The organism is Streptacidiphilus sp. MAP12-33 (assembly GCF_041261265.1).
Lineage (GTDB): Bacteria > Actinomycetota > Actinomycetes > Streptomycetales > Streptomycetaceae > Streptacidiphilus.
Genome location: NZ_JBGCCA010000037.1, coordinates 1 through 26364, shown reverse-complemented (window position 1 = coordinate 26364; position 26364 = coordinate 1). Strand labels below are relative to the sequence as shown.

General features: G+C 73.1%; 23 protein-coding genes. 15 read left to right on the top strand and 8 right to left on the bottom strand.

From position 1 onward, the window contains the following. Positions 1 to 51 precede the first annotated feature (51 nt). From ABH931_RS30955 to ABH931_RS30925, 7 genes are read left to right on the top strand one after another with little or no spacing between them, the layout of a single operon-like run. Positions 52 to 1248: an amidohydrolase gene (locus tag ABH931_RS30955; RefSeq protein WP_370120574.1), complete on the top strand. Its 1197-nt coding sequence runs from the start codon at positions 52 to 54 to the stop codon at positions 1246 to 1248. After that, positions 1245 to 2888 carry an ABC transporter substrate-binding protein gene (locus ABH931_RS30950; RefSeq protein ID WP_370120571.1) on the top strand — a complete coding sequence of 548 codons (1644 nt, stop codon included), beginning with the start codon at positions 1245 to 1247 and terminating at the stop codon, positions 2886 to 2888. Before ABH931_RS30955 ends, ABH931_RS30950 begins: the two co-directional genes overlap by 4 nt. Positions 2889 to 2896: 8 nt before the next feature. After that, positions 2897 to 3826, top strand: coding sequence for an ABC transporter permease (locus tag ABH931_RS30945; RefSeq protein ID WP_370120569.1), 930 nt, complete (start codon positions 2897 to 2899; stop codon positions 3824 to 3826). Further along, a complete protein-coding gene (locus tag ABH931_RS30940) occupies positions 3823 to 4671 on the top strand; it encodes an ABC transporter permease (RefSeq protein WP_370120566.1) in 849 nt (282 codons plus the stop codon). The genes ABH931_RS30945 and ABH931_RS30940 overlap by 4 nt, the downstream gene beginning before the upstream one ends. After that, positions 4668 to 5633, top strand: coding sequence for an ABC transporter ATP-binding protein (locus tag ABH931_RS30935; RefSeq protein ID WP_370120563.1), 966 nt, complete (start codon positions 4668 to 4670; stop codon positions 5631 to 5633). Before ABH931_RS30940 ends, ABH931_RS30935 begins: the two co-directional genes overlap by 4 nt. Further along, positions 5627 to 6406 carry an ABC transporter ATP-binding protein gene (locus ABH931_RS30930; protein WP_370120560.1) on the top strand — a complete coding sequence of 260 codons (780 nt, stop codon included), beginning with the start codon at positions 5627 to 5629 and terminating at the stop codon, positions 6404 to 6406. Before ABH931_RS30935 ends, ABH931_RS30930 begins: the two co-directional genes overlap by 7 nt. Then, positions 6403 to 7854, top strand: a complete 1452-nt coding sequence (locus tag ABH931_RS30925; protein ID WP_370120557.1) for a chlorohydrolase family protein — start codon at positions 6403 to 6405, stop codon at positions 7852 to 7854. The genes ABH931_RS30930 and ABH931_RS30925 overlap by 4 nt, the downstream gene beginning before the upstream one ends. Before the next feature lie 274 nt (positions 7855 to 8128). On the opposite strand, the gene ABH931_RS30920 is transcribed toward ABH931_RS30925, so the two are convergent. Then, positions 8129 to 9103, bottom strand: coding sequence for a glycosyl hydrolase family 18 protein (locus ABH931_RS30920; protein WP_370120555.1), 975 nt, complete (start codon positions 9101 to 9103; stop codon positions 8129 to 8131). A 142-nt stretch (positions 9104 to 9245) separates the two neighbouring features. On the opposite strand from ABH931_RS30920, the gene ABH931_RS30915 reads away from it, so the two are divergent. The 4 genes from ABH931_RS30915 (at position 9246) to pgi (ending at position 14090) form a co-directional block, all read left to right on the top strand. After that, a complete protein-coding gene (locus ABH931_RS30915) occupies positions 9246 to 9905 on the top strand; it encodes a Pr6Pr family membrane protein (protein ID WP_370120552.1) in 660 nt (219 codons plus the stop codon). 321 nt (positions 9906 to 10226) lie between these two features. After that, complete coding sequence (locus ABH931_RS30910) at positions 10227 to 10862, top strand: response regulator (protein WP_370120549.1); 636 nt, start codon at positions 10227 to 10229, stop codon at positions 10860 to 10862. Next, a complete protein-coding gene (locus ABH931_RS30905) occupies positions 10859 to 12124 on the top strand; it encodes a sensor histidine kinase (RefSeq protein WP_370120546.1) in 1266 nt (421 codons plus the stop codon). Before ABH931_RS30910 ends, ABH931_RS30905 begins: the two co-directional genes overlap by 4 nt. A 319-nt stretch (positions 12125 to 12443) precedes the next feature. After that, positions 12444 to 14090, top strand: a complete 1647-nt coding sequence (gene pgi, locus ABH931_RS30900) for a glucose-6-phosphate isomerase (protein WP_370120543.1) — start codon at positions 12444 to 12446, stop codon at positions 14088 to 14090. A gap of 16 nt (positions 14091 to 14106) precedes the next feature. On the opposite strand, the gene ABH931_RS30895 is transcribed toward pgi, so the two are convergent. After that, complete coding sequence (locus tag ABH931_RS30895) at positions 14107 to 14892, bottom strand: SDR family NAD(P)-dependent oxidoreductase (protein ID WP_370120540.1); 786 nt, start codon at positions 14890 to 14892, stop codon at positions 14107 to 14109. A gap of 112 nt (positions 14893 to 15004) precedes the next feature. Here ABH931_RS30895 and ABH931_RS30890 point away from each other — a divergent pair, with 112 nt between their 5' ends. Beyond that, positions 15005 to 15835 carry a thioesterase family protein gene (locus ABH931_RS30890; protein WP_370120537.1) on the top strand — a complete coding sequence of 277 codons (831 nt, stop codon included), beginning with the start codon at positions 15005 to 15007 and terminating at the stop codon, positions 15833 to 15835. On the opposite strand, the gene ABH931_RS30885 is transcribed toward ABH931_RS30890, so the two are convergent. Both ABH931_RS30885 and ABH931_RS30880 read right to left on the bottom strand, forming a co-directional pair. Beyond that, complete coding sequence (locus tag ABH931_RS30885) at positions 15832 to 17064, bottom strand: RNA polymerase sigma factor (protein ID WP_370120534.1); 1233 nt, start codon at positions 17062 to 17064, stop codon at positions 15832 to 15834. The genes ABH931_RS30890 and ABH931_RS30885 overlap by 4 nt on opposite strands. After that, on the bottom strand, positions 17061 to 17384 hold the full coding sequence (locus ABH931_RS30880; protein WP_370120531.1) for a YciI family protein: 324 nt from the start codon (positions 17382 to 17384) through the stop codon (positions 17061 to 17063). Before ABH931_RS30880 ends, ABH931_RS30885 begins: the two co-directional genes overlap by 4 nt. Positions 17385 to 17497: 113 nt before the next feature. Between ABH931_RS30880 and ABH931_RS30875 the strand changes: the two genes are divergently transcribed. Then, positions 17498 to 18091 carry a Uma2 family endonuclease gene (locus ABH931_RS30875; protein ID WP_370120528.1) on the top strand — a complete coding sequence of 198 codons (594 nt, stop codon included), beginning with the start codon at positions 17498 to 17500 and terminating at the stop codon, positions 18089 to 18091. 102 nt (positions 18092 to 18193) lie between these two features. Here ABH931_RS30875 and ABH931_RS30870 read toward each other — a convergent pair whose 3' ends face one another. Further along, on the bottom strand, positions 18194 to 18682 hold the full coding sequence (locus tag ABH931_RS30870) for an N-acetyltransferase family protein (protein WP_370120525.1): 489 nt from the start codon (positions 18680 to 18682) through the stop codon (positions 18194 to 18196). 109 nt (positions 18683 to 18791) lie between these two features. On the opposite strand from ABH931_RS30870, the gene ABH931_RS30865 reads away from it, so the two are divergent. Beyond that, a complete protein-coding gene (locus tag ABH931_RS30865; protein WP_370120522.1) occupies positions 18792 to 21308 on the top strand; it encodes a Tex family protein in 2517 nt (838 codons plus the stop codon). 156 nt (positions 21309 to 21464) lie between these two features. Here ABH931_RS30865 and ABH931_RS30860 read toward each other — a convergent pair whose 3' ends face one another. Continuing rightward, a complete protein-coding gene (locus tag ABH931_RS30860) occupies positions 21465 to 23114 on the bottom strand; it encodes a glycoside hydrolase family 13 protein (RefSeq protein ID WP_370120519.1) in 1650 nt (549 codons plus the stop codon). 46 nt (positions 23115 to 23160) lie between these two features. Next, positions 23161 to 23580: a 4-oxalocrotonate tautomerase family protein gene (locus tag ABH931_RS30855; RefSeq protein ID WP_370120517.1), complete on the bottom strand. Its 420-nt coding sequence runs from the start codon at positions 23578 to 23580 to the stop codon at positions 23161 to 23163. 112 nt (positions 23581 to 23692) lie between these two features. On the opposite strand from ABH931_RS30855, the gene ABH931_RS30850 reads away from it, so the two are divergent. Beyond that, on the top strand, positions 23693 to 24322 hold the full coding sequence (locus tag ABH931_RS30850) for a TetR/AcrR family transcriptional regulator (protein WP_370120514.1): 630 nt from the start codon (positions 23693 to 23695) through the stop codon (positions 24320 to 24322). On the opposite strand, the gene ABH931_RS30845 is transcribed toward ABH931_RS30850, so the two are convergent. Then, positions 24307 to 26364 (bottom strand): SbcC/MukB-like Walker B domain-containing protein (locus ABH931_RS30845; RefSeq protein WP_370120511.1); only part of this gene is annotated, 2058 nt, incomplete at its 5' end. The genes ABH931_RS30850 and ABH931_RS30845 overlap by 16 nt on opposite strands.

Here is a 26364-nt window from a genome sequence, read left to right as displayed (position 1 = left end):
TGTCTGATAAATCTAGGGCTCAACTCGCCCCAGGGTAAGGGAAGTGCCCAGATGAACTCCGTCCTGTTCACCGGTGTCCGCCCGTTCGGCGCGGCTCCGCGCGACCTCCTCGTTCGCGACGGACGCGTCGCCCACGCCGATCCGGCGGGCGCCCGGGCCGCAGACGCCGAGGTCGTGGACGGGACGGGACTGCTCGCGCTGCCCGCGCCCGTCGACGCCCACATCCACCCCGACAAGTCCACCTGGGGCGACCGCTGGCTCAGCCGCGAACCGGCCGACGACCTGCGCGCCCTCATCGCCTACGACGTCACCGCGCGCTCCGCGATGATCCCGGTCGCCCGGCGGGCCGGGGCCCTGATGGACCACGCTGTCGCCCGCGGCACCCGCGCCTGGCGGGCGCACGTCGACGTGGCACCGGCCTACGGCCTCGCCAACGTCCACGGCGTGCGCGAGGCGGCGGACGCCCGCACGGACCTGCTGCACGTGCAGACCGTCGCCTTCCCCCAGCTCGGCGTGCTGACCGCGCCGGGCACGGCCGAGCTGCTGGCCAAGGCTCTGGACGAGGGGGCGGACGTGCTCGGCGGGCTCGACCCGGTCGGCATCGACCGCGACCGGGACGGGCAGCTCGACCTGCTCTTCGGCCTGGCCGAACGCGCCGGCAAGCCGCTCGACATCCACCTGCACGACGGCGGCGCGCCGGGCCTGGACCAGATCGCCGAGATCGCCCGCCGCACCCGCGCGCTCGGCCTCCAGGGCCGGGTGACCGTCAGCCACGCCTTCGCCCTCGCCGACTGCGGGCCGGACACCCTGACCCAGCTCGCCGACCTGCTGGCCGAGGCGCAGGTGGCGCTCGCCACCTGCGCCCTCGGCGCCGAACCCGTCGTCCCGTTCCCGCAGCTGACCGCTGCCGGGGTCCGGGTCGCGCTCGGGTCGGACGGCGTCCGCGACCCGTGGACCCCGTTCGGCGACGGCGACATGATCGCCCGCGCCCACCTGCTCGCCTACCGCACGGACGCCCGCACCGACGCGGAACTCGAGGCCTGCTACCGCCTCGCCGCCGACGGCGGCGCCGCGCTCCTCGGCCTGGAGCCCAGCACCCTGCTGCCCGGCGCCCCCGCCGACTTCGTGCTCCTCGCCGCCGACTCCCTCCCCCAGGCCGTCGTCGACCGGCCGCTTCCCGCCGTCGTCGTCCACGGCGGCCGCGTCGTCGCCCGCGACGGCCGGCTCCTCGAAAGGACCCCCGCATGAGCTCTGACCCCAGGAGACGCACGACCACCCGCACGACTACTCGCACGACCGCCCTGGCCGGACTCGCCCTGCTGCTCAGCGCCTGCGGCACCACCCCCGTCGGCTCGGCCGCCCCCGCCGTGCTCGACCTGCGGACCACCACCGCGGCCGCCACCAAGGGCCTGGCCTCCATCACCTGGAACCTGCCCTACGAGCCGCAGAGCCTCGACCCGATCCACTCGTACAACTACGCCGAGAACACCGTGCTCGCGAACCTCTGCGAGAGCCTGCTGCGGCTCACCCCGGATTTCAGGATCGAGCCCGGTCTCGCCACCAAGGCCGAGAACCCCACCCCTACCACCTGGGTCTACACCATCCGCCCGGGTGTGACGTTCTGGGACGGCACCCCGCTGACCGCCGCCGACGTGGCCTACAGCCTGAACCGGCACCTCGACCCCTCCCTCGGCACCTACTGGGGCGAGTACGTCAAGAACGTGAAGTCGGTCCAGGTGACCGGCCCGCTCCAGGTCACCGTGACGCTCACGCGCCCTGACGTGCTGTTCAACCAGATCATGGCCACCGCCGCCGGCGCGATCGTGGAGAAGGCCCAGGCGCAGCGGGCGGGCAGGGACCTCGGCACGCCGTCCAAGGGCGTCATGTGCACGGGGCCGTTCGAGTTCGGCAGCTGGCACTCCGGCGACTCGCTCACCATCACCCGCAACGACCACTACTGGGACCCGGCGCTCAAGGCGAAGTCGAAGCAGATCACCTTCCGCTTCATCGCCGACGAGACCACGGCCGTCAACGCGCTGCGCTCCGGCGAGATCGACGGCGAGTACTTCTACCTGCCGCCGGCCGCCCTCTCCCAGCTCCAGCAGTCGAAGACCGGGACGGTCACCCTCGGCCGCTCGCTCACCTTCTGGGCGCTGCTCAGCTCGGCGACGACCGGCCCTTACGCCGACCCGCGGGTCCGCGAGGCGCTGTCGCTGGCACTGGACCGCGCCGGGATCTCCAAGGTCGTCTTCCAGGGCATCGCCGCCCCGCAGCGCGCCATCGCGGGCCCGGACTCCTGGGGTTACGCCAAGGACGTCTACAGCAAGGCCTACGACGCGCTGCCGAGCCTGACCCCGGACATGGCCAAGGCCAAGCAGTTGCTGAACGCGGCGGGTTCGCCGACCGGGACCATCACCATCGGCGTCCAGGGCAGCTCGGCCGTGCACGAGCAGACCGGTGAGCTGATCAAGGCGACGGGCGAGGCGCTCGGCCTGCACATCGACATCAAGGTCATCCCCGTCGAGCAGTACGGCAACCTCTACAACGACCCCAAGGCCCGCGAGGGCATCGACGCCTTCCTCTCCACCTGGTACGGCAACGTGCCCGACCCGCTGGACGTCTACACCGTCTTCACCGCGGGCGGCCCGAACAACTTCAGCGACTACCGCGGCGTCGACGCCGCCGTGCAGCAGGCACGGGCCGAGGCCGACCCGGTCAAGCGAGCGGGTCTCGTCGTGGGCGTCCAGTCGGCGGTCACCCGAGACACGGTGTGGATGCCGCTGAACAACCTGCCGGTCATCCTCTACATGGACAACCGGATCACCGGCGCGGTGCCGTCGTTCTCGTACCTGTACTACCCCTGGGCCGCCGGGCTGGGTGCCAAGTGAGGGGCCCCGTGAAGTCGTTGCTGCGACGGCTGGCCGGACTGGCCGTGGTCCTGCTGGTGGCGTCCTTCCTGGTCTACGGGATGCTCTACCTCGTCCCCGGCGGCCCGATGGCGTTCCTGCTCGGCAACCACAGCGGCACGCCCGAGCAGATCGCGGCGATCCGTCACCAGTACCACCTCGACGACCCGTTCCTGGTCCGCTACTACCACTGGCTCTCCGGCGCGCTGACGGGCAACCTCGGCAGCTCCCTGGTCTACAAGCAGAGCGTCGCGAGCCTGATCGGCGCCCGCACCACGACCACCCTGACGCTGGTGGCCTACGCGGCCGTGCTGATCGTGCTCGGCGGCGTCACCGCCGGAACCGTCGGCGCGCTGCGCGGGGGCAGGACCGACGCGGCGATCAGCCTCGCCTCCTCCGTCTTCCTGGCCACCCCGGCGTTCCTGGTCGGTGTGGTGCTGGTCGTCGTCTTCGCCAACGACCTCGGCTGGTTCCCGGTCTTCGGGGCGGGCAGCGGCCTGGGCGACCGGCTCTACCACCTCACCCTGCCCGCCCTCACCCTCGCCCTCGGCAACGGCGCCTACCTGGCCCGGATCACCCGCGCCTCGGTCCGCGCCGAACTCGGCCGCGAACACGTGGAGACGGCCCGCAGCCGCGGGCTCGCCGAGGGTCGTGTCGTCCGCCGCCACGTGCTGCGCAACGCCGCCGTCCCGATCACCACGGTGACCGGCCTGACCATCGCCGGGCTGCTGGCCGGCTCGGTCGTGGTCGAGGACGTCTTCGGGCTGGACGGCATCGGCTCCCTCTTCGTCCGCGCGATCCTCCAGCGCGACATGGCCGTGGTGCAGGCCGTCGTGCTGGTACTGGTGGCCGCGTTCGTGCTGGTCAACCTCGTGGTCGACCTCTGCTACTCGTTCCTCGACCCCAGGATGGCGCCATGAGTTCCCCTGCTCTGCCAGGAAGGCTGAGACTGCCCCGGTTGCCCGCGGCGCTGCGCTCGCCCGCCCAGCGGATCGCCGTCGGCCTGCTGGTGGTGCTCGCGGCGGCAGCGCTGCTGGCGCCCGTGATCGCCCCCTACGACCCGGACCTGCCGGACCTGTTCAACGCCCTCGGCCCCGCCTCGCCCACCCACTGGCTCGGCGGCGACGCGGTCGGCCGGGACGTGCTCTCCCGCGTGATCTGGGGCGCCCGGACCACGCTGCTCGGTCCGCTGCTGGTCATCGTCTGCTCCACCGCCGTGGGCGGGACGCTCGCCATCCTCGCCGCCTGGTGCGGCGGCAAGGTCGACGCCGTCGTCTCCCGCGGCCTGGACGTGCTGTTCGCGGTGCCGAGCATCGTCTTCGCGCTGGTCACCGTCGCTGTGCTGGGCCCCGGCCTGCCCGCGGTGGTGCTCGGCCTGACGGTCGCCTACACGCCGTTCGTGGCCCGGGTGCTGCGCAGCGCGGCGCTGCGGGAGCGGAACCTGCCGTACGTCGCCGCCGCGTGGGTGCAGGGCCGCTCGGCCTTCGCCATCTGCGCGCGGCACCTGCTGCCGAACCTCACCCCGCTGATCGTGGCGCAGGCGGTCTCCGCGTTCGGCTTCGCGGTGATCGACCAGGCGGCGGTCTCCTTCCTCGGTCTGGGCGTGCAACCACCGACGGCCGACTGGGGGTTGATGGTCAAGAGCGGGCTGGACAGCGCGATGCGCGGCCAGCCGCTGGAGGCACTGAGTGCCGGCCTGCTGATCGCCGTGGTGGTCGCCGCGGGCAACGTGCTCGGCGACAGGCTCGGGGAGGAAGGGCGATGAGTCTCATCGAGCTGGACGGGTTCGGCCTGGCCGTCCCGTACGAGAAGGGCTGGCGCACGCTCGTCGAGCAGGTCGATCTGACGATCGGCCAGGGCGAGGCGGTCGGGCTGGTGGGGGAGTCGGGTTCCGGCAAGTCGATGACCGCCCGCGCGATCATCGGGCTCACCCCGACGAAGGCCCGGACCACCGGGCGGATCGTCTTCGACGGCGAGCCGGTCACCGGGATCTCCGGCCGCAGGTTGCGCGAGCTGCGCACCCGCCGCATCGCCATGGTCTTCCAGGACCCCCGCGCCCACATCAACCCGGTCCGAAGCGTCGGCGACTTCCTCACCGAGGCGATGATCGCCAACCTCGGCGTCGCCCCGCGCGACGCCCGCCTGCGGGCGGTGCGGCTGCTGGCCGACGTCGGCATCCCCGACGGCGAGCGGCGGCTGCGGCAGTACCCGCACGAGCTCTCCGGCGGCCTGCTGCAACGCGTGATGATCGCCTCGGTGCTCGCCGTCGAGCCGGACCTGATCCTCGCCGACGAGCCGACCACCGCCCTGGACGTCACCGCCCAGTCCGAGGTCATGGCCATCCTGGAGGAGGCGCGCCGCGCCCGCGGCACGGCCCTGCTGCTGATCACCCACGACCTGGAGCTGGCCGCCGCCACCTGCGACCGCCTCGCCGTCATGTACGCCGGGCGGATAGTGGAGACCCAGCCGGCCGAGGCGCTGACCGAGCGTCCGCGCCACCCCTACGCGGCCGGGCTGCTGCGCTCCCGGCCGAGCATCGACGAGATCGCGCACCGGCTGCCGGTCATCCCCGGCCGCCCGGTGGCGGCCTTCGAGGCCGAGCCGGGCTGCGCGTTCGCGCCGCGCTGCGAGTACGCCCAGCCCGCGTGCACGCGGCAGACCCCCGCCGTCCGGGAGGTGGACGGCGCCGCCGTCGCCTGCCTCCGAGTCGAGGAGCTGACATGGTGATCGAGGCCACCGGCCTGCGCAAGGTCTTCGGAGAGGCGGTCGCCGTCGACGACGTCTCGTTCGCGCTGGAGGAGGGGGAGTCGCTCGCGATCGTCGGCGAGTCCGGCTCGGGCAAGACCACCGTCGCCCGGATGCTCGTCGGCCTGGAGACCCCGTCCGGTGGGACCATCACCGTCTGCGGCCGGGAGCGGACCGCCCGGAAGCCCTCCGGCGCGGAACGGCGCCGCAGGGCCCGGGAGATCCAGATCGTCTTCCAGGACCCCTACTCCTCGCTGGACAAGCGTCAGCGGGTGGGCGACGTCGTCGAGACCAGCCTCGCGCTGCACTTCGACCGCACGCCGGCCGAGCGGCACCGCCGCATGCTCGATCTGCTCGACTCGGTCGGCCTCGCGGAGCGGCACGCCGCCATGCTGCCCCGGCAACTCTCCGGCGGGCAGCGGCAGCGCGTCGCCATCGCCCGCGCCCTCGCCGTCGAGCCGCGGGTGCTGGTGCTGGACGAGGCGGTCGCCGCGCTGGACGTCTCCATCCAGGCGCAGATCCTCAACCTGCTCGCCGACATCCGCGAGCGCGGCGGCAGCAGCTACGTCTTCATCTCCCACGACCTGGCCGTGGTCCACCAGATCAGCGACCGGGCCGTGGTGATGAGGAACGGCCGCGTCGTCGAACAGGGCCCCACCCCCGCGCTGCTCGCGGCCCCGCAGCAGGAGTACACCCGGCAGCTGCGGGCGGCCGTGCCGCGACCGGGCTGGAAGCCGACGCGGAGGCCCGCGTGAGGACTCTCGTCACCGCGGCCTACGTGATCGGCTTCGACGGGAGCGACCACGTCGTGCACCGCGACGGCCAGGTCGTCTACCGGGACGAGCGGATCGAGTTCGTCGGCCGCGGCTGGGCCGGTGAGGCCGACCAGGTGATCGACGCGGGGCAGGCGGTGGTCGGCCCCGGGTTCGTCGACCTGGACGCCCTCGCCGACATCGACCACGCGATCCTGGACACCTGGCACGCCGACGGGCGCGGCCTGGAGTGGTCGCTGGAGTACGCCCGCGACCGGCGCCGGGCCGTCTTCCCGCTGGAGGAGACCCTCGCCATGCGCGAGTACGCCCTCACCCAGCTGATCCGCAACGGCGTCACCACGGCGATGCCGATCGCCGCCGAGACGCACGGCGCGTGGGCCGAGACCTACGAGGAGCTGGCCGGCGTCGCGGAGATCGCCGGACGGCTCGGCCTGCGCATGTACCTGGGCCCGAGCTACCGCTCGGGCGTCCCGGTCGTCGACGCCGAGGGCACGCCCGGGATGTGGTGGCAGCCCGCGCTCGGCGAGCACGGGCTCGCCGAGGCCGTGCGCTTCGCCCGCGACGTCGACGGCGCCTACGGCGGCCTGGTGCGCGGCGCGCTCCTGCCGTGCCGGATCGAGACGTTGTCGCCCGAGCTGATGCGGGCCACCGCCCGCGCAGCCGAGGAGCTGGACTGCCTGGTCCGGCTGCACTGCCTCCAGGACCCGTCGGAGCGACGGCTCCTGATCGAACATCACGGCTGCACCGCGCTCCAGCTGCTGGAGGACACCGGGCTGCTCGGGCCGCGCCTGCTGATCCCGCACGCGATCCACATCGGCGGCCACAGCCAGCTGGACGCGCCCTACGCGGGGGAGTTGGCCGCGCTGGCGCGGATCGCCGGGATCGTGCACTGCCCGCGTACGATGCTCCGCTACGGTGCCGCACTGGAGGACGTCGACCGGTACCGCGCGGCGGGTGTCACCGTCGCGCTCGGCACGGACTCCTTCCCGCCCGACATGATCCGCAACATGGACGACGGCAGCCACCTCGCCAAGCTGGTCACCGGCCGTCTCGACGCGGGCGCGGCCGCCGACTACTACCGCGCGGCCACCCTCGGCGGCGCCCGGGCCCTCGGCCGCCCGGACCTGGGCCGCCTCGCCCCGGGCGCTTTGGCCGACCTGGTCGTCGTCGACCTCGGCGACCCGCGCACCGGCCCGGTCGAGGACCCGATCCGCACCCTGCTGGCGCACTGCACCGGCGCGAACGTCACGACCGTCGTGGTCAATGGCCGCACGGTGATGCGCGACCGCGTCATCCCCGGCCACGACGAGGCCGCCGCGCTCTCCCGCGCGCAGGCCTACTTCGACCGCATGCGGGACGCCTACGCGGACCGTGACTACCGGCGCCGCCCGCCGTCGGAGCTGTTCCCGCCCGCGTTCCGCACCCGGTGACCCGTCAGTGCGGAAAGGCCCGGGGCGGTCGCAACGCGGGGAGGGTGTCGCGGAACTCATCGATCACCGCGCTGATCTAGGGCGGCGAGGTTCTCCAGCACCAGCGAGTGGTTGACGCCGTGGTGGGCGTCGACGCCGAACCCGAGGCAGACCACCAGCCGCTTCGCGACCTCGCCCAGCCCGGCGACGGCGGGGACGTCAGGGCGTCGCGGTGCTGGGCGCGGTCGGGCTCGCGCTCATCGGCCGGCGGCCGGGCCCAGGCCCTGGGCGGGCCCTACCCCCACCCCTCCCGGTAGGCGGTCCAGTCGGCTTCGGACGCCGAGAAGTCGGCGTAGAGGGCGACCCCGAAGGGGCGGCCGTGGAGGGGGGAGGCGGCGAGGCCGGCGCGGATGCCGCTGAGCGCGGCCGGGATGGTCTCGGCGTCCGCGTGGTGGCCGAGGTTGTCCTCGCGGTAGGCGGGCAGGCCCATCAGGACGTCGACCGTGGGCGGGGCCGTGGCCAGGGCCAGGCTGGTCTGCTGGGCGAGGTAGCCGGAGAACAGCGAGGGCAGCGGCATGCCGCTGTCGTAGGCCATCACGTCGATCTGGTCGACACGCGCGGCCACCGCGGCCAGGTAGTCGCGCGACCACCACTTCGGGTGGCCGGTCAGCGCCAGCGCCAGGAGCCGCAGCGGCGGCAGGGGGTCCGTCTGCGGGACGGCGACGGACAGGACGCGGCCGTCGGCGCACGTCAGCGCGTGCAGGCGGTCGAGGAGGGCGAGGTAGCCCGCGTCCCCGGAGTGGACCGGTTCCGTGTCGAGGTTGATGCCGTCGAAGCCGAGCGCGAGCAGGGAGGCGGAGGCGGCGACCAGGTGGTCGCGGGTCGTCGGCCGGGCGAGGTCCAGGCCGTACGGACCCTCGGAGGCGACGACGTCGCCCAGCCAGGCCTGCACCCGCACGCCCGGCGCGAGCCGGTGGAAGGTGGCGATCACCCAGGCCGCGCGCGGCGCGAGCGCGGGATCGAGGGAGCCGTCCTCGCGGGTGGGGCCGACGTGGACGTAGAGGTCGCGCACGCCGTGACCGGTGCCCGCGCCGCCCAGGCGGCGCAGCAGCGCCACCGCGTCGGCCTCGCTGCGGCGGCCGTCGACCCAGGCGTGGCCGAGCCAGACGGCGTCCCGTCCCTGCGTGCGGGTCGGCGCCTCCCGCCCGGCGCCGGCCGCCCACAGCTGGCCGAGGGGCAGCAGGACCAGGGCGAGTGCCAGCGCGGGCATCGCCGACCTGCGCGCCGTCCAGTGCCACCACCGCATGTCGTCGCCCCCGCCTCGCCCGTTTCGCCTCGTCTCTCGGACATGATGATCAGAAGATCACCGGCGGTTCCCCGCCGCCGGTACCGGAAAGGGGAACGCGGCGCCGATGAAGTCCTCACTCGATCGGGCGACGCCCGGTGTGGTCGGTGCGATCCGTTTCGCCTTCGGCGCGTTCACCGCGGTGGCGCTCGGGGTGCAGGCCTACCACTCAGCGTCGGAAGGGCGCTCGCTCGCCAACTTCTTCAGCTACTTCACCATCCTCAGCAACTGCTCGATGACCCTGGTGCTGCTGGTCGGCGGCGTGCTCGGGATGGTGGGCGGGCGCGGCGTCCCGGATCTGCTGCGCGGTGCGGTGACGCTCTACATGGCGATCACCGGCATCGTCTACACGATCGCGCTCGCGCAGTACGAGGCGCTGGGGACGATCCCGTGGGTCAACGACGTCGTCCACCGGCTGATGCCGGTGGTGATCTTCATCGACTGGCTGGCGGTGCCGCCGAGACGGCCGGTCCTGTGGACGCGGGCGCTGTGGTGGCTGGCCTTCCCGCTGCTCTACCTGCCCTACACGCTGGTCCGCGGTCCGATCGTCCACTGGTACCCCTATCCCTTCCTTGACCCGCGCGAGAAGGGGTACGCGCACGTGATGGTCTCCTCGCTGCTGATCACGCTCGCCTTCCTGGCGGTGGGCGCGCTGCTGGTGTGGGCGGGAAACCTGTTCGGGCGACGCCGAGCGGAAATGTCCCCGGAATACCAGGGGAACGGCTGAGCGCGAAGAAAATCATGAAAAAGCGGAAATATCGCCTCCGCTGAAGCGGTCCGCCCCCGGCCGTGATGGTCGGGCACCCCCCCGTGGTGCCCGCCACCAGGCACGTTGCCGTGCGGTCCGGCCATCATGGTCGTACCCGAACCGCTGTCGTCACCCCCGGTAGGTGGGTGCAAGCCCTCCGATCGGGGGTTCGATTTTCATAAGGTTGTGCCCTGAGGTACGGTCGCGCGAGGTGCGCTTGGCGCATGACGGAACACACAGGTAGGAAACGGGCGCGTGGTTCCAACGCAAGCGAGCGGTCCCAGCGGTCCCATCCGGGCCATGATCGTCGATGATGAGGCTCTGATCCGCTCGGGCCTGGCCATGATTCTCGGCAACGCGCCGGACATCGACGTCGTCGGCACCTGTTCCGGCGTCGAGGCGGTGGCCGAGGTACGCCGTCTCCAACCGGACGTCGTCCTGCTGGACATCCGCATGCCCGACGTCGACGGCCTCACCCTGCTGCGCCGCATCCGCGATCTGCCCGCGCCCCCGTACGTCGCCATGCTCACCACCTTCGACACCGACGAGTACCTCGACCAGGCGCTGCGCCTGGGCGCCAGCGGCTTCCTGCTCAAGGACACCGAGCCGGACGTGCTCGCCAGGTCCGTGCGGGCCGTCGCGACCGGCGCCGGCTGCCTGTCCACCCCCGTGCTGCGCCGCCTGGGCCAGAACCGCCGCCAGGCCGACCACCCCGCCGCCGCGGCGGTGGACACCCTGACCGAGCGCGAGCGCCAGGTCCTCGCTTTCCTCGGCCGTGGCCTGTCCAACGTCGAGATCGGCGCCCGGATGCACCTGGGTGCCGCGACCGTGAAGGACTATGTCAGCGCCGTCCTGACCAAGCTGGGCGTCACCAACCGCATCCAGGCCGCGGTGCTGGCCGAGCGCGCGGGGCTGCTCGAGGAGACCGGCGCGTGAGGGAGTCCGTCCGCCAGTGGGCTCCGGTACGGGCGGTGCGGCGGCTCGGATGCCGGATCGCCACACCGGTCGTGCTCGCCGCGGGCCGGTTCGGCCGCTGGGTCCGGGCCCTGGTGCTCCGCTTGCCCAAGCGGGTCCGCGACGCGCTGATCACCCTGGTGCTCACCGCGGCGGCGTTCGTCGACGCGGGCCTCAACTATCCGGGCAAGAAGGACTGGACCTTCTGGGCCTCGATGGTCGCCTGCTCGGTCCTGCTGCTGCGCCGCCGGTACCCCAGGCTCGTCCTGATGGGCACCCTGACGGGTCTGTACGCGGGTGACGCCATGGTGGCCGCGATGGTCGCCGTCTACACCGTGGCCAGGGCGCGACGGGTGCCGTGGCAGGCCTGGTTCGCGGCCGGAGTGGTCGGCATCGGGCTCTACCTGCCCTGGCCGATCAGCAAGGAGCTGACCCGGTCCTGGAGCGACGACTTCCAGCAGCTCATCTACGCGATCATGCTGTCCATCGGCCCGGCCGCCCTGGCCCTGCTGATGCAGACACGCGAGGCGCTGCGGGCCCGGATCACCGAGCTGGCCACGCTGCGTGACCATGAGCGCGAGCTGCACGCGCAGACCGTGATCGCCCGCGAGCGCGCGCGGATCGCGCGCGAGATGCACGACGTGGTCTCCCACCAGGCCGGCCTGATAGCCGTCCAGGCGGGAGCGCTCCAGGTCACCGCGAAGGACCCGGGCGTGCGGGAGGTCGCGGGCACGATGCGCGGCCTGGCCGTCGCCACGCTGGAGGAACTGCGCAGCATGATCCTCGTGCTGCGCGCGGCCGGCGCCGGCCCCACCGAGCTCGCCCCGCAGCCGCGCCTCGCCGACCTGCCGCGCCTGGTCGCGGAGTCCGAGGCGGGCGCGGAGCTCGACGTCGTCGGCTACTGCCAGGACTCGCTCCCGCTCCTGCCGGAGCCGATCGAGCGGGCCGCCTACCGCACGGTCCAGGAGGCCCTGACCAACGCTCGCAAGCACGCGCCGGGCGCGGAGACCAACGTCCGGATCGAGCTCCGGGAGGACTGCCTGCGCGTCGCCGTCACCAACGCGGCCCCGCCGACCGGCCCGCTCGACGGCGACCCCCAGCTGACCCTCCCGGGCGGCGGCCACGGCATCATCGGCCTCCGCGAACGCGCCGCGTTGCTGGGCGGCACCCTCGCCGCCGGCCCCACGGCGGACGGCGGCTACAAGATCCGCCTCTCGCTCCCGCTGACCGCAGCCGCGCGGTAGTGCCAGGGGCGCGCGGCTCTGCTCGATGAACTGCGTGCGCGACAATCCCCCGGCCTCCGGCCGGGGGGACCCCTCCCGCGGCCTTGGGATCCCGAGCGGACAGGGCCATCCGCCTGCGGTGGGTTGCTCGCGCCCACGCAGGGGGCACCGCCCGGCCGAAGGCTGGGGGAGGAGCCGCATATCGGCAGAGCCCCGCGCCCCTGGATCGTGCGACTTCTCCTCGCCCTGGGCTGGCGCCACCTGCCGTTTCATCAGAAGGCATAGGCTCGTCCCTGACGAAACGGTCCGTGAGGGCGGGCCGGTGTTGGAAGGACGCGTGATGACCCAGGGAACCCGTCTGGACCAGCTGCCCGAGTGGGCGGCTCTCGCCGCGCACCGCGCGGAGTTGGGGGAGACGCACCTGCGTTCGCTGTTCGCCGAGGACCCCAAGCGCGGCGAGTCGTACACCCTCCAGGTGGGTGACCTCTACGTCGACTACTCCAAGCACCTGGTGACCGACGAGACGCTGACGCTGCTGCGCAAGCTCGCCGAGGTGCGCGGGGTGGCGGCGCTGCGCGACGCCATGTTCCGCGGCGAGAAGATCAACATCACCGAGGACCGCGCCGTGCTGCACACCGCGCTGCGCGCGCCGCGCGGCGCCGTGGTCGAGGTGGACGGCGTCAACGTCGTGCCCGAAGTCCACGCCGTGCTCGACAAGATGGCGGACTTCTCGCGCCGCATCCGCTCCGGAGAGTGGACCGGTCACACCGGCCGGCGGATCCGCAACGTCGTCAACATCGGCATCGGCGGCTCGGACCTCGGCCCGGCCATGGCCTACGAGGTGCTGCGCAGCTTCACCGACCGCGATCTGACGGTGCGGTTCGTGTCCAACGTCGACGGCGCGGACCTGCACGAGGCCGTGCGGGACCTGGACGCCGCCGAGACCCTGTTCATCGTCGCCTCGAAGACGTTCACCACCATCGAGACCGTCACCAACGCCACCAGTGCCCGCACCTGGCTGCTGGAGCAGCTCGGCGCCGGGCAGGAGGCGGTGGCCAAGCACTTCGTCGCGCTGTCGACCAACGCCACCGAGGTGGCGAAGTTCGGCATCGACGTGGCCAACATGTTCGAGTTCTGGGACTGGGTCGGCGGCCGCTACTCCTACGACTCCGCGATCGGCCTCTCCCTGATGATCGCCATCGGGCCGGAGGCGTTCGAGGAGATGCTGGCCGGCTTCCGCCTGGTCGACGAGCACTTCCGCACCGCGCCGCCGGAGCAGAACGTGCCGTTGCTGCTGGGCCTGCTCGGCCTCTGGTACGGCGCGTTCTTCGACGCGCAGGCGCACGCCGTCCTGCCGTACTCGCACTACCTGTCCAAGTTCACCGCCTACCTGCAGCAGCTGGACATGGAGTCCAACGGCAAGTCGGTGCAGCGCGACGGGCAGCCGGTCCAGTGGCAGACCGGTCCGGTGGTCTGGGGCACCCCCGGTACCAACGGTCAGCACGCCTACTACCAGCTGCTGCACCAGGGCACCAAGGTGATCCCGGCGGACCTGATCGGCTTCGCGCGGCCGGTCGCCGAACTCGCGCCCGGCCTGCGCGCCCAGCACGACCTGCTGATGGCGAACCTGTTCGCCCAGGGCCAGGCGCTGGCCTTCGGCAAGACGCCGGAGGAGGTGCGCGCCGAGGGCGTCGCCGAGGAGCTGGTGCCGCACAAGACCTTCAAGGGCAATCACCCCACCACCACCATCCTGGCCGGCGAGCTGACCCCGTCCGTGCTGGGCCAGCTGGTCGCCCTCTACGAGCACAAGGTGTTCGTCCAGGGCGCCATCTGGAACATCGACTCCTTCGACCAGTGGGGCGTCGAGCTCGGCAAGGTGCTGGCCAAGCGGATCGAGCCCTCGCTCGTCGAGGGCACCGGCCTGGACGCGCTGGACTCCTCCACCGCCTCTCTCGCCACCCGCTACCGCGAGCTGCGCGGGCGGTAGTCGTCCCGCAAGGGCCTCACCAGGGCATCGCCACGCCGCCGTTGGGACGCAGGATCTGCCCGGTCACGAACCGGGCGGCATCGCTGACCAGGTAGTGGACGGCGTGCGCGATGTCCTCGGGCTCGCCGATCATGCCGAGCGGGGACATCCGCTTCAGTGGCTTCTCCGCGGCGGCGCGGGCGGCCTCGTCGATGCTGCCGTCGGGCAGCAGGTAGTGACGCGAGGTCATCGCGGTGCGCACCAACCCCGGTGCCACCGCGTTGACCCGCACCCCGTAGCGGCCGACCTCGGCGGCGAGGTTCTTCGTCAGCTGGACGACGGCCGCCTTGGAGACGCTGTAGCTCATGATCTCCGGCGTCGCGCTGTCCACCGCTCCGGACGCGGTGTTGACGATGGCCCCTCTCCCTTGGGTGCACATGATCCGCGCGGCCGCCTGGCAGGCGTGGAAGGTGCCTTTGAAGTTCACCGCCCAGACCGCGTCCAGGTCCTCCTCGGGCACGTCGACGACGAGGCCGGTGCGGATGATCCCGGCGATGTTGCACAGGATGTCGAGCCGGCCGTGCCGCTGCGCGGTCCCCGTGATCAGCTCGACGACCTGGTCGCGCCGGGCCACGTCCACGTGGGCCGGGGTGCCGTCGATCTCGGCGGCGGTGCGTTCGGCGGCGGCGCCGTCGACGTCCGCGCAGACGACGTGTGCCCCGGCGGCGGCGAGCACCTCCGCCGTCGCCCGTCCGATGCCGCTGCCCGCGCCGGTGACGACGGCGATCCGCTTGTCCAGTGCGTACGCGCTGAAATCCACCATGCCGAGGTGGTAGCAGATGCGCCTTGACGTTGGAAGAACGATTGCGCTTAACTACCGTTAAGTAACTTATGACAGTGGTCAGAGTCGTTGTGGTTCAAGTCGGGAGTACAGCATGACCGAGTTCGAGCAGGGCACCGCGGTCGCCCGACGCGCGGGCGTGCCCGGCGTCTACGACGCCGAACTGGACGCGGGCTGGCGCATCGGTGGCGGCATCAACGGCGGCCTGCTGCTCTCCCTGGTCGGCCGGGCGCTCGGGGACCACCTCGGCGAGGCCGCCGGCCACCCGCAGCCCGTCTCGCTCAGCGGCTACTACGTCTCGCCCTCCACCGCCGGTCCCGCCGAGGTCCACGTCGAGCAGATCCGCAGCGGACGCACGCTCTCCACCGGCGCCGCGACGCTGTGGCAGACAGCGGACGACGGCAGCAGCGTCGAACGCCTGCGCGTGCTGGCGAGCTACGGCGACCCCTCCCGCGCCGACGAGTCCGTGCGCACCAGCGCGAAGCCGCCGCAGCTGCCTCCAGTCGAGCAGTGCATCGGCACCGACGCCGCCCCGCCGCAGTTCCTCGCCTCCGCGGAGTTGCTGCACCGCCTGGACCTGCGCCTCGATCCGGCCTACGTCGGCTGGGCGCTCGGCAAGCCGTCCGGCGAGGGGAAGATCCAGGGCTGGCTGCGCATGGCCGACGGCCACGAGCCCGACCCGCTGCTGTTGCTCTTCGCCGTCGACGCCCTCCCGCCGACCACCTTCGACCTCGGCCTCTACGGCTGGACCCCGACGGTCGAGCTCACCGTCCACGTCCGCGCCGTCCCGGCCTCCGGCTGGCTCCGGATCGTCCACTCCACCCGCAACCTCGCCGGGGGCTTCCTGGAGGAGGACTGCGAGATCTGGGACTCCAACGACCGCATGGTCGCCCAGTCCCGCCAGCTCGCGGTCGTGCCCCGCTAGCCGCCCGGTAGCTCCCGGCGGCGGACCAACGCGGCGGTCTCGGCGGCGTTGCCCGCCAGATCGATCGCCCGGTCGTAGGCCGCCCGCGACTGCGCGGCCCGGCCGAGCCGCCGCAACAGCTCGGCGCGGGCAGCGTGGAAGGCGTGGTAGCCGTCGAGCGGCTGCGCGAGCCGGTCGACGCACGCCAACGCCACCGCCGGGCCGTCGAGCTCGCCCAGCGCGATGGCCCGGTTGAGGGCGACCACCGGTGAGCGGTCCAGCCGCACCAGCTGGTCGTAGAGGGCCACGACCTGCGACCAGTCGGTGTCCAGGAAGTCGCGGGCGGAGGTGTGCACGGCGTTGATCGCCGCGAGGAGCTGGTAGCGGCCGGGTGCGGCGCCGGTGGCCAGGCGCTCGCGGACGAGCTGGTGCCCCTCCGCGATCAGATCCGCGTCCCAGGCTGCGCGGTCCTGCTCGTCCAGGGCGACCAGCTCGCCGCTCGGCGCGACTCTTGCCGTGCGGCGGGCCTCCGTGAGCAGCATCAGCGCGAGCAGGCCCGCCACCTCGCCGTCCTTTGGGAGCAGCGCGCGGAGCAGGCGGGTGAGCCGGATCGCCTCCGCGGTCAGGTCCTGGCGGACCGGGTCGGTGTCGGGGCCCGTGGCGAGGTAGCCCTCGTTGAAGACCAGGAACAGCACGGTGAGGACTCCGGCGACACGCGCCGGGAGATCCTCCGCGGCCGGCACCCGGTAGGGGATCCGCGCCGCCTTGATCTTCGCCTTCGCGCGAGTGATCCGCCGCGCCATCGCGCTCTCCTGCACCAGGAACGCCCGCGCGATCTCGGCCACCGTCAGCCCGCCGAGCATGCGCAGCGTCAGCGCGACGCGGGCGTCCGGCGCGAGCGCGGGATGGCAGCAGGTGAAGACCAGCCGCAGCCGTTCGTCCTCGACGGCGCCGACCGGCTCGGGCGGTGCGTCCTGCCACATCCCGGCCATCCCGGCCTCCTGCTGCTTGGCCTCGCGCCTGCTCTCGCGCCGGATCCGGTCGATGGCCTTGCGCTGCGCGGTGGTGGTCAGCCAGGCCCCCGGGTTCGGCGGCACGCCGTCCTCCGCCCACCGCTCCACCGCCGTCGCGAACGCCTCGGCGGCGGCCTCCTCGGCCACGTCGAGGTCCCCGAAGCGCCGCGTCAGCGCGGCGACGATCCGGGCCCACTCCTCCCGGTGGGCCCGCGCGACAGCCTCCTGGACCGTCACAGGAACGGCCGGACCTCGACCTTGCGGTGGCACGCCTTCGACCCCTCGGTGGCCAGCCGGAGCGCGACGTCGAGGTCGGGCGCCTCGATGATCCAGAACCCCACCACGTACTCCTTGGACTCCACGAACGGCCCGTCGGTGACCAGCGGCTCCTCGCCGCGGTTGTCGACCACCGTCGCGTTGTCGGTCACCCCGAGGCCCCCGGCGAAGACCCAGTAGCCCTCGGCCTTCATCCGCTGGTTGAACACCACGATCGCGGCCTGCTCGGCCTCGGTGGCGTTCTCGGCGCTGTCGTGGATCACGTTCAGGAGGTACTGCATCTCGGATCGTCTCCCGCTGTGTGCGGACGCCCCTCGCGGGCGACCTCTCACCCTTACTACGAACGCCCACGCTCCGATCGGACACCACACCCGGGATTCTGTAGTTTTGGGGCATGACCGATGACCGCCCCCAGTTTGCCCCGGAGGAGATCTCCCGGTTGCGTGCCGTCGCGGACGAGCTGACCGAGGTCGCCGCGCGACAGCGGGAGCACTGGAAGGTCGAGATCACCGACGGCCAGGTCACCGTCATGATGATGAGCCCCAGCGGGCAGCACGGGGTTAACGTCTTGCGTCTTCGCCGCCAGATCGAGCAGCAGGACCCGGGCGTGGCGGCCTTCTCCGACACGGACACCGAGGACCCGGTGACCGGCCTGCGCAAGGTGCCGGACCTGATGGTGGTTCCCGAGTCCGAGGTCGACGCGGTCGGCACGCGGGTCAGCAGCCGCGTCGTCCTGCTCGCCGTCGAGGTCGTCTCGCCGGGCAACCCGCGCAACGACCTCGAGGTCAAGGCGCGGGACTACCCGGCGATGGGCGTGCCCCTCTACCTCGTCGTCGACCCCCGCAAGGGTGCCGGAACCGTCTACTCCGACCCGTCGCAGGGACCCGACGGCATCCGCTACCGCAAGGCCGTGCCCTTCGCCTTCGGCGACCGCATCGCCGTCGGCCCGTGGAGCGTCGACACCTCCGGGCTGCGGACGTACGAGTAGTGCTCCGGTGACCATGCGGGGAGCGCGTTCCGTGCGCCCCCGCGCAACAGCGTCTGCTCGGCGAGGGTCAGTGAATCCCAGTCCCGCACGTTCGTTTGTTCCCTACAGTTTGACGTACATGATGTGCAGCCCGACGTAGCCCAACGTCGGGTGGTGGAAGCCCTCGGGGATCGTCGTCATGATCTCGAAGCCGAGGGACTCGTAGAGGTGCACCGCGTGGGTGTTGCTCGCCGCCACCGCGTTGAACTGAACGCCGCGGAAGCCCTGCTCGCGCGACCACCCCAGCAGGTACCGGCACAGGGCGCCGCCGACGCCGCGGCCCTGGTGCTCCGGGTCGACCATGAAGCTGCCGCTGGCGATGTGCGCGCCCGGCCCCATCTTGTTGGCGTACATGTTCGCGGTGCCCAGCACCACGCCGGAGCGGTTGACCGCCACCACGACACGGCCCGGCGGGCGGACCATCCACATCGCGCGGCCGGTCGGCTCGTCGACATCCGTCGGGTAGGTGAAGGTCTCTCCGGCGGCCGTGATCTTGTGGAAGAACGGCCAGATCGACGCCCAGTCGGCGTCCGTCGCTTCGCGGATCTCCATGGCGCGATCCTGTCACCGCGACCCGCCCGACCGCGCGGTGGTTTTCCTCCCCGCTCCCGCCGGGACAGAATGGCGCCGCACGTATCCAGCGAGAGAGCGGTAACCAAGAGTGACTCTGTCCATTGAGCAGACCATCGCCGAGGAGCTCGGCGTCCGTCCCGCACAGGTGCAGTCCGCCGTGGAACTGCTCGACGGAGGGGCGACCGTCCCCTTCATCGCCCGGTACCGCAAGGAGGTCACCGGCTCGCTCGACGACGCCCAGCTGCGCACCCTGGAGGAGCGCCTGCGCTACCTGCGGGAGATGGAGGAGCGCCGGGCCGCGATCCTGGAGTCGATCCGCAGCCAGGGCAAGCTGGACGAGGCCCTGGAGGCGCAGATCCGTGCTGCCGACTCCAAGGCGCGCCTGGAGGACATCTACCTCCCCTACAAGCCCAAGCGCCGTACCAAGGCGCAGATCGCCCGCGAGAACGGACTGGAGCCGCTCGCCGAGGCGCTGCTCGCCGACCCGACCCGCGACCCGCAGGCGGAGGCCGCGGCCTACCTCGGCGAGAACGTCGCCGACGCCGCCGCCGCGCTCGACGGTGCCCGCTCGATCCTGGTCGAGCGCTTCGCCGAGGACGCCGACCTGATCGGCGACCTGCGTGAGCGCATGTGGGGCCGCGGCCGCCTGGTGGCCAAGGTGCGTGACGGCAAGGAGCAGGACGGCGCCAAGTTCGCCGACTACTTCGACTTCGCCGAGCCCTACGTCAAGCTCCCCTCCCACCGCGTCCTCGCGATGCTGCGCGGCGAGAAGGAGGACGTGCTCGAGCTGACCATGGAGCCCTACGCCGACGAGGCCGACGCAGAGGCGCCGGGCGGCTACGAGGCCCGGATCGCCAACCGCTTCGAGGTGGCCGACCGCGGTCGTCCGGCCGACAAGTGGCTCCAGGACACCGTGCGCTGGGCCTGGCGGACCCGCGTCCTGGTCCACCTCGGCATCGACCTGCGGCTGCGGCTGCGCACCGAGGCCGAGGAGGAGGCGGTCCGCGTCTTCGCCGCGAACCTGCGCGACCTGCTGCTCGCCGCGCCGGCCGGCGCCCGCGCCACGCTGGGCCTGGACCCGGGCTACCGCACCGGCGTCAAGGTGGCCGTCGTCGACGCGACCGGCAAGGTCGTCGCCCACGACACGATCCACCCGCACGTCCCGGCCAACAAGTGGGACGAGGCCATCGCGACGCTGGCCAAGCTCTGCGCGAAGCACAGCGTGGATCTGATCGCGATCGGCAACGGCACCGCCTCCCGCGAGACGGACAAGCTGGCGCTGGACCTGATCAAGCGTCACCCGGAGCTGAAGCTGACCAAGGCCGTGGTCTCCGAGGCCGGCGCCTCCGTCTACTCGGCCTCCGCGTTCGCCTCGCAGGAGCTGCCCGAGCTCAACGTCGTGATCCGCGGCGCAGTCTCCATCGCCCGCCGGCTCCAGGACCCGCTGGCCGAGCTCGTCAAGATCGACCCGAAGTCGATCGGTGTCGGCCAGTACCAGCACGACGTCTCCGAGACCAAGCTGTCGCGGTCGCTGGACGCCGTGGTGGAGGATTGCGTCAACGGCGTCGGGGTGGACGTGAACACCGCCTCGGCCCCGCTGCTGACCCGCGTCTCCGGTATCGGCGCCGGGCTGGCCGACAACATCGTCGCCCACCGCGACGCCAACGGTCCGTTCCGCAGCCGCAAGGAGCTGAAGAAGGTCGCACGCCTGGGCCCGAAGGCCTTCGAGCAGTGCGCGGGCTTCCTCCGGATCCCCGGCGGGGACGACCCGCTGGACGTCTCCAGCGTCCACCCCGAGGCCTATCCGGTCGTCCGCCGGATCCTGGCGTCCACCGGCGGCGAGCTGAAGACGCTGATCGGCGACAGCGCGAAGCTGCGCACCCTCAAGCCGGGCGACTTCGCCGACGACACCTTCGGTGTGCCGACGGTCAAGGACATCCTGGCCGAGCTGGAGAAGCCGGGCCGAGACCCGCGTCCGGCCTTCCGCACGGCGGAGTTCAAGGAGGGTGTCGAGAAGCTCGGCGACCTGGAGCCCGGCATGGTGCTGGAGGGCACGGTCACCAACGTGGCCGCGTTCGGCGCGTTCGTCGACATCGGCGTGCACCAGGACGGCCTGGTCCACGTCTCGGCCCTGTCCAAGACCTTCGTCAAGGACCCGCGCGAGGTCGTGAAGTCCGGCGACATCGTGCGCGTGAAGGTGCTGGACGTGGACATCCCGCGCAAGCGCATCTCGCTGACGCTGCGTCTGGACGACGAGGCGCAGGCGGGTTCCGGCGCCGGGTCCGGCGGCGGTGAGCGGGGGCCGCGTCGCGAGCGTGGCGAGCGTGGTGGCCAGCAGCGCGGCCAGGCGGGCCAGGGCGGGGTCCAGCAGCAGAGCGGTCAGGGCGGTCAGGGCGGCGGTCAGCAGCAGCGCGGCCAAGCGGGTCAGGGCGGCGGTCAGCAGCAGCGCGGCCAGCGCGGTCAGGGGGGCCAAGGCGGTCAGCGCGGCGGCCAGGGCGGTCAGCGCGGTGGCGACCGGCGTCCCCCGGCGCCGCGCGACGGCGGCGGTGGCGCGATCAACAGCGAGATGGCCGAGGCGCTCCGGCGCGCCGGGCTCGCGAAGTAGCGGAGGTTGGATGGGACCGTCAACCTTGCCAGCGATCGATGGCTCATTGATCCCTGGTGCTCATTCGGCGGATTGACGGTCCTCCAGCTCGTAGGATGAGACGCGAGGCCCCTCCCGTCCCCCCGTGCGGCAGGGGCCTCCTTGTCTGAGCGGGTCTCAGGCCTCGCGCAGCCAGGCGGCGGTGTCCGGCGGCAGCGCACCGTCCGCGAGCGGTCCGCTCGCCAGCAGCAGCTCACCGGTGGGGAGCCGGACCGGCTCCGTGCCGAGGTTGAGCACGCAGCGGAAGCCGACGGGGCGGGAGAAGTCCAGCACGCCCGGCGCGGCCTCGTGCCACTCCAGCGGACCGTCGCCCAGCGCGGCCAGTGTGCGTCGGAGCCCGAGCGCCTCGCGGTAGAGCTCCAGGTGCGAGGCCGGATCGCCGCTCTGCGCGGCGACGGTCAACTCCCGCCAGGCGTCCGGCTGGACGTCCAGCCAGGGCGCGGCCGAGGCCTGTTCGGGGCTGAAGCCGAACGGCTGCTCCTCGCCCTCCCAGGGCAACGGCACGCGGCAGCCGTCCCGGCCCCGGTCGACGCCGCCGCTGCGCACCCAGGTCGGGTCCTGCCGCAGCTCGTCCGGGATGTCCTCGATCTCCCACAGGCCGAGTTCGTCGCCCTGGTAGACGTAGGCGCTGCCCGGCAGGGCCAGCATCAGCAGCGCGGCGGCGCGGGCCCGGTGGGTGCCGAGCGCCAGGTCCACCGGCAGGCCGTGGCGGGCGGCCCGGTCGAAGTCGTAGGAGCTGTCGGCGCGGCCGTAGCGGGTCACCTGCCGGGTGGTGTCGTGGTTGGACAGCACCCAGGTCGCGGGCGCCCCGACCAGCGCGTGCGCGTGCAGCGTCGCGTCGATCACCTCGCGGAACGCGTCCGCGTTCCAGGGGGAGCGCAGGAAGGGGAAGTTGAAGGCGGTGTGCAGCTCGTCGGGCCGCAGGTAGCGGGCGAACCGCTCCGGGTCGGTCTCCCACAGCTCGGCGACGAAGGCGCGCTCGCCCGGATAGGAGTCCAGCAGCTTGCGCCAGGAGCGGTAGACCTCGTGCACGCCCTCCTGGTCCCGCCACGGGTGGGGCCGGTGGTGGTGACCGGCGGCGTCCGGCAGGCCGTCCTCCTTGACCAGGTGGTCGGTGACGTCGATCCGGAACCCGTCCACGCCCAGGTCCAGCCAGAAGCGCAGGACGGAGAGGAACTCGGCGCGGACCTCGGGGTGGTCCCAGTTCCAGTCCGGCTGCTCGGGGGCGAACATGTGCAGGTACCAGGCCCCGTCGGCGGTCCGGCTCCAGGCCGGACCGCCGAAGTGCGAGGGCCAGTCGTTGGGCGGCAGTTCGCCGTCCTCGCCGCGTCCGCTGCGGAAGTGGAACAGCTCCCGCTCGGGCGCGCCCGGCCCGGCCGTGAGCGCCGCCTGGAACCACGGATGCTGCTCGGAGCAGTGGTTCGGGACGAGGTCGACGATGATCCGCAGGCCGAGCGTGTGGGCCTCGCGGATCAGTGCCTCGGCCTCGTCCAGGGTGCCGAAGGCGGGGTCGATGTCGCGGTAGTCGGCCACGTCGTAGCCGCCGTCGGCCAGCGGCGAGACGTACCACGGCGACAGCCACAGCGCGTCCACGCCGAGCCCGGCGAGGTGTCCGAGACGGGCCCGCAGGCCGGCGACGTCACCCGTCCCGTCTCCGTTCCCGTCGGCGAAACTGCGTGGATAGACCTGGTAGATGACGGCACTTCGCCACCAGTCGGTGGTGGCCCGGTCCTGGGAACCCTCGGAAGTCGGCACGTCCACCACCATGCCCCACGGCCCGCGACCGGACCACCCCCCGTCGGGCGGCCTCCGGTCAGGCCCCGGCGGTGATCGTCTCGATGAGCTGCTCGCCGGTCAGCGGTCGCCCGCCGATGCCCCAGGCGCCGTCCGGGGCGTTGAGGATGTTGACCCAGGTGTTCTCGCGCTCGTGGCCCGGACCGGTCAGCTGCTCCACGACGGCGGTGGCCGCCTGGATGAAGGCCGCGCGCGCCTCGGGGGTGGGCAGGCCGATGTTCGGCAGCTTCAGCTCGACCATGACGACGGGGCGGTTCACGCCCCCGGCGTAGACGTCCTCGGGCGGCAGCACGTGGACGGTGCCGCCGACGAAGGACAGGAAGGTCTTGTTGCCGGTCAGCCCGGAGGCCTCGACCAGGGCGTCGGTCAGGCGGGGCAGGATCTCGCGCTCGCCGGCGGGCGTGAGCACGCCGCGCGGGGCGGTGACGGTGATGGGCATGACGGTCCCCTTGGTTGGAGGTAGCTAGTACGTACGTCCTAGCGCCGTTCCAGCGTGGGCTAGGATGGGCGTACTAGTCAAGCTCGACGGAGCGGACCGCAGAGGAGATCCGATGGCGGGGGACACCCGGGACCGCATGATCGAGGCCACCGTCGAGGCGCTGCGGCGGCGCGGCGTGGCCGGCATGTCCTTCACCGAGGTGCTGCGCGAGAGCGGCGCGGCGCGCGGCGCGATCTACCACCACTTTCCCGGCGGCAAGGGGCAGCTGGTCGCCGAGGCGGCGGCCAGGAACGGCCGGGACGTGCGCGAGAACCTCGCCGCGCTCCCGGCGGACGACCCCGTGGCGGTCGTCGAGTCCTTTCTCGCCCTGATCCGCCCGGTCGTCGAGTGCGCCGCGACCGGCTCGGGCTGCGCGGTCGCGGCGGTGACCGTCGCCTCCGGCGAACCCGCGGAGACCACCTCCCTGCGCGAGGTCGCGGCCACGGCCTTCGCCTCCTGGAGCGACATCCTGACCGCTCGCCTCGCCGCCTCCGGCCTCTCCGGTGAGGACGCCTCGGGCCTGGCGACCACGCTCCTGGCCCTGCTCGAGGGCGCCCAGGTGCTCTGCCGCGCGGCGGGCACCGCCGACCCCTTCGACACGATGACCCGCACCGCCCTCGACCTGGCCCGCAGCCGCTACGCGGGCGGCGGCTCCGGCGGAGGGCGGGCGTCCGAGGTCAGCCGACCTCAGGCATGGTCCTGACGCAGCGTCGAGCCGGAACGGGCCTTGCGGACCGACAGTTGCTGCGGCACCCGGTCCCGCAGCTCCGCGACGTGGCTGACGATGCCCACCGCGCGGTCCCGCTCGCGCAGCGAGTCCAGCACCGACATGACCTCCTCCAGGGTGTCCGGGTCGAGCGAGCCGAAGCCCTCGTCGACGAAGAGGGTGTCCAGCGGCATGCCGCCCGCCTCGTCCGTCACCACGTCCGCGAGGCCGAGGGCCAGGGCCAGCGAGGCGAAGAAGCTCTCCCCGCCCGAGAGCGTCGAGGTGTCGCGGTACTGGCCCGTCCAGGCGTCCAGGACCTGCAGGCCCAGCCCCGAGCGGGCGTTGCCGCGGACGCGCGCGTCGGTGTGTTCGAGGGTGTAGCGGCCGCCTGACATGACCTCCAGGCGCGCGCCCGCCGCCGCCGCGACCTGTTCCAGGCGGGCCGCGAGCACGTAGTTCTCCAGGGACATGCGCAGCTCGTTGCTCCGGCTGGTGCCGGCCACCAGCGCGGACAGTTCCGTCGCCGTGGTGAGCGCGGCCGCGTACGGGCGCAGCCGGTCCACGTCGTCCACCAGACGGGCTGTCAGGCGGATCAGGTCGGCGACCCGCGCGGCGGCGCTCCGCTCGGCCGCGTGCGCCTCCAGCAGCGCCTGTTCCACGACCTCGTCGGCCGCGCGGGCACCCGGCACGTCGGCGGTCGGCAGCGCGGCGGAGGCGGTGAGCTCGGGATCGGTCACCAGGGCCCGGGCCCGGGCCAGCCGCTCCGCGTGGCCCGACACGGCCTCGCGCAGCTGCTCCACGCGGGCGGGCGAGAGGGCCGCCGCCCAGGCGGCGGCCACGTCCGCGAAGCCCGCCGCCGCGCACTCCCGTTCGGCGACGGCCCGAGCCGCCTCGGCCGCCTCGGCCGCCGCGTCGGCGCCGCGGACCGCGTCGGCCGCGCGGCCGAGCACCGCGGCCTCGCGCGACAGCTGCTCGATCCTGGACGCGACCGAGGGCGCGCCCGCGCGGGCCTCGGCCAGCCGGGCGTCGAGCTCGACGCGCTCGGCCGCCAGCCGGACCAGGGCGGCCTCGGCGGTCGCGGCGGCGGTCTGTGCCGAGGCCAGCCGCTCGCCGCGCCGCTCGTGCTCCTGCTCCAGCCGGTCCAGCCGCTGCGCGGCGGCGACGGCCGCCGCCTCGGCGCGCTCGGCCGCGTCCCGGTCGGCGCGCAGGGCGGAGACCTCCGTCAGCAGCTCGGCCCGCGAGGCGTCCCCGGCTCGGGCCCGCGCCGCGGAGGACGCCTCGGCGAGCCGGGAGACCTCCGTGCCCGCGTCGGTGGCACGCTGCTCCAGCGTGCGGAAGGCGGCCTCCGCCGCCCGCTCCTGATCCGGCGTCACCTGGTCCGGTGCGGCGACGGCCGGAGCTGGGTGCTCCGTCGCGCCGCAGACGGCGCACGCGGCGCCCGGCGTCAGGCGAGCCGCGAGTTCGGCGGCCATGCCGTCGATCCGGCGCTGCTGGAGGTCGAGCCAGGACCGTTGGGCGTCGAGGGCGTCCTCCCGCAGGCCGTGGTGCCGCTCGCGGGCCGCGTCGTGCTCGGCGCCCAGCGCGTCGCGCCGCGCGGCGGCCTCGGCCCGCTGCTCGGCCGCGCCCAGCCGCTCCTGAAGGCCCTGCCGCCGCGAGGCGCCCTCGCGGGCGGCGTCGACCTCCCGCTGCGCCTCGGCCTTGCGGCCGGGCCAGTGGGCCAGCCAGGACGCGGCGTCATCCCGCGCCTCCTCCGCCGCCTCGAACTGCCGCTGCGCCCGCGTCGCCTCGTGCCCGACGGCCTCGAACCTCCGCTCCGCCGCCACCAGCGCCCGCAACCCACCCACGGCCGCATGCGCCGCCTGCTCGGCCGCCCGCAACCGGGCAACGGTGGCCTGCCCGCCACCTGCCCCGGCCACCGCCCGCCCCGGCGCCGTCGCGCTCGGCGCGCTCGGGGCGCCTTCGCGCGGGTCGGCGCCGGCTGCGGACGCGGTGCTGCTGTGCGCGGTGCTTTCGGCCGCCGCCGTCTGTCCCGATACGGT

Bases quoted from the DNA above. Each gene is read 5' to 3' on its own strand.
- ABH931_RS30935 (WP_370120563.1), top strand. From the start codon at position 4,668: ATGAGTCTCATCGAGCTGGACGGGTTCGGCCTGGCCGTCCCGTACGAG.
- ABH931_RS30910 (WP_370120549.1), top strand. From the start codon at position 10,227: ATGATCGTCGATGATGAGGCTCTGATCCGCTCGGGCCTGGCCATGATT.
- ABH931_RS30875 (WP_370120528.1), top strand. From the start codon at position 17,498: ATGACCGATGACCGCCCCCAGTTTGCCCCGGAGGAGATCTCCCGGTTG.
- ABH931_RS30950 (WP_370120571.1), top strand. From the start codon at position 1,245: ATGAGCTCTGACCCCAGGAGACGCACGACCACCCGCACGACTACTCGC.
- ABH931_RS30940 (WP_370120566.1), top strand. From the start codon at position 3,823: ATGAGTTCCCCTGCTCTGCCAGGAAGGCTGAGACTGCCCCGGTTGCCC.
- ABH931_RS30915 (WP_370120552.1), top strand. From the start codon at position 9,246: ATGAAGTCCTCACTCGATCGGGCGACGCCCGGTGTGGTCGGTGCGATC.
- ABH931_RS30855 (WP_370120517.1), bottom strand. From the start codon at position 23,580: ATGCCCATCACCGTCACCGCCCCGCGCGGCGTGCTCACGCCCGCCGGC.
- ABH931_RS30880 (WP_370120531.1), bottom strand. From the start codon at position 17,384: ATGCAGTACCTCCTGAACGTGATCCACGACAGCGCCGAGAACGCCACC.
- ABH931_RS30895 (WP_370120540.1), bottom strand. From the start codon at position 14,892: ATGGTGGATTTCAGCGCGTACGCACTGGACAAGCGGATCGCCGTCGTC.
- ABH931_RS30930 (WP_370120560.1), top strand. From the start codon at position 5,627: ATGGTGATCGAGGCCACCGGCCTGCGCAAGGTCTTCGGAGAGGCGGTC.
- ABH931_RS30850 (WP_370120514.1), top strand. From the start codon at position 23,693: ATGGCGGGGGACACCCGGGACCGCATGATCGAGGCCACCGTCGAGGCG.
- pgi (WP_370120543.1), top strand. From the start codon at position 12,444: ATGACCCAGGGAACCCGTCTGGACCAGCTGCCCGAGTGGGCGGCTCTC.
- ABH931_RS30920 (WP_370120555.1), bottom strand. From the start codon at position 9,103: ATGCCCGCGCTGGCACTCGCCCTGGTCCTGCTGCCCCTCGGCCAGCTG.
- ABH931_RS30955 (WP_370120574.1), top strand. From the start codon at position 52: ATGAACTCCGTCCTGTTCACCGGTGTCCGCCCGTTCGGCGCGGCTCCG.
- ABH931_RS30890 (WP_370120537.1), top strand. From the start codon at position 15,005: ATGACCGAGTTCGAGCAGGGCACCGCGGTCGCCCGACGCGCGGGCGTG.
- ABH931_RS30860 (WP_370120519.1), bottom strand. From the start codon at position 23,114: ATGGTGGTGGACGTGCCGACTTCCGAGGGTTCCCAGGACCGGGCCACC.
- ABH931_RS30870 (WP_370120525.1), bottom strand. From the start codon at position 18,682: ATGGAGATCCGCGAAGCGACGGACGCCGACTGGGCGTCGATCTGGCCG.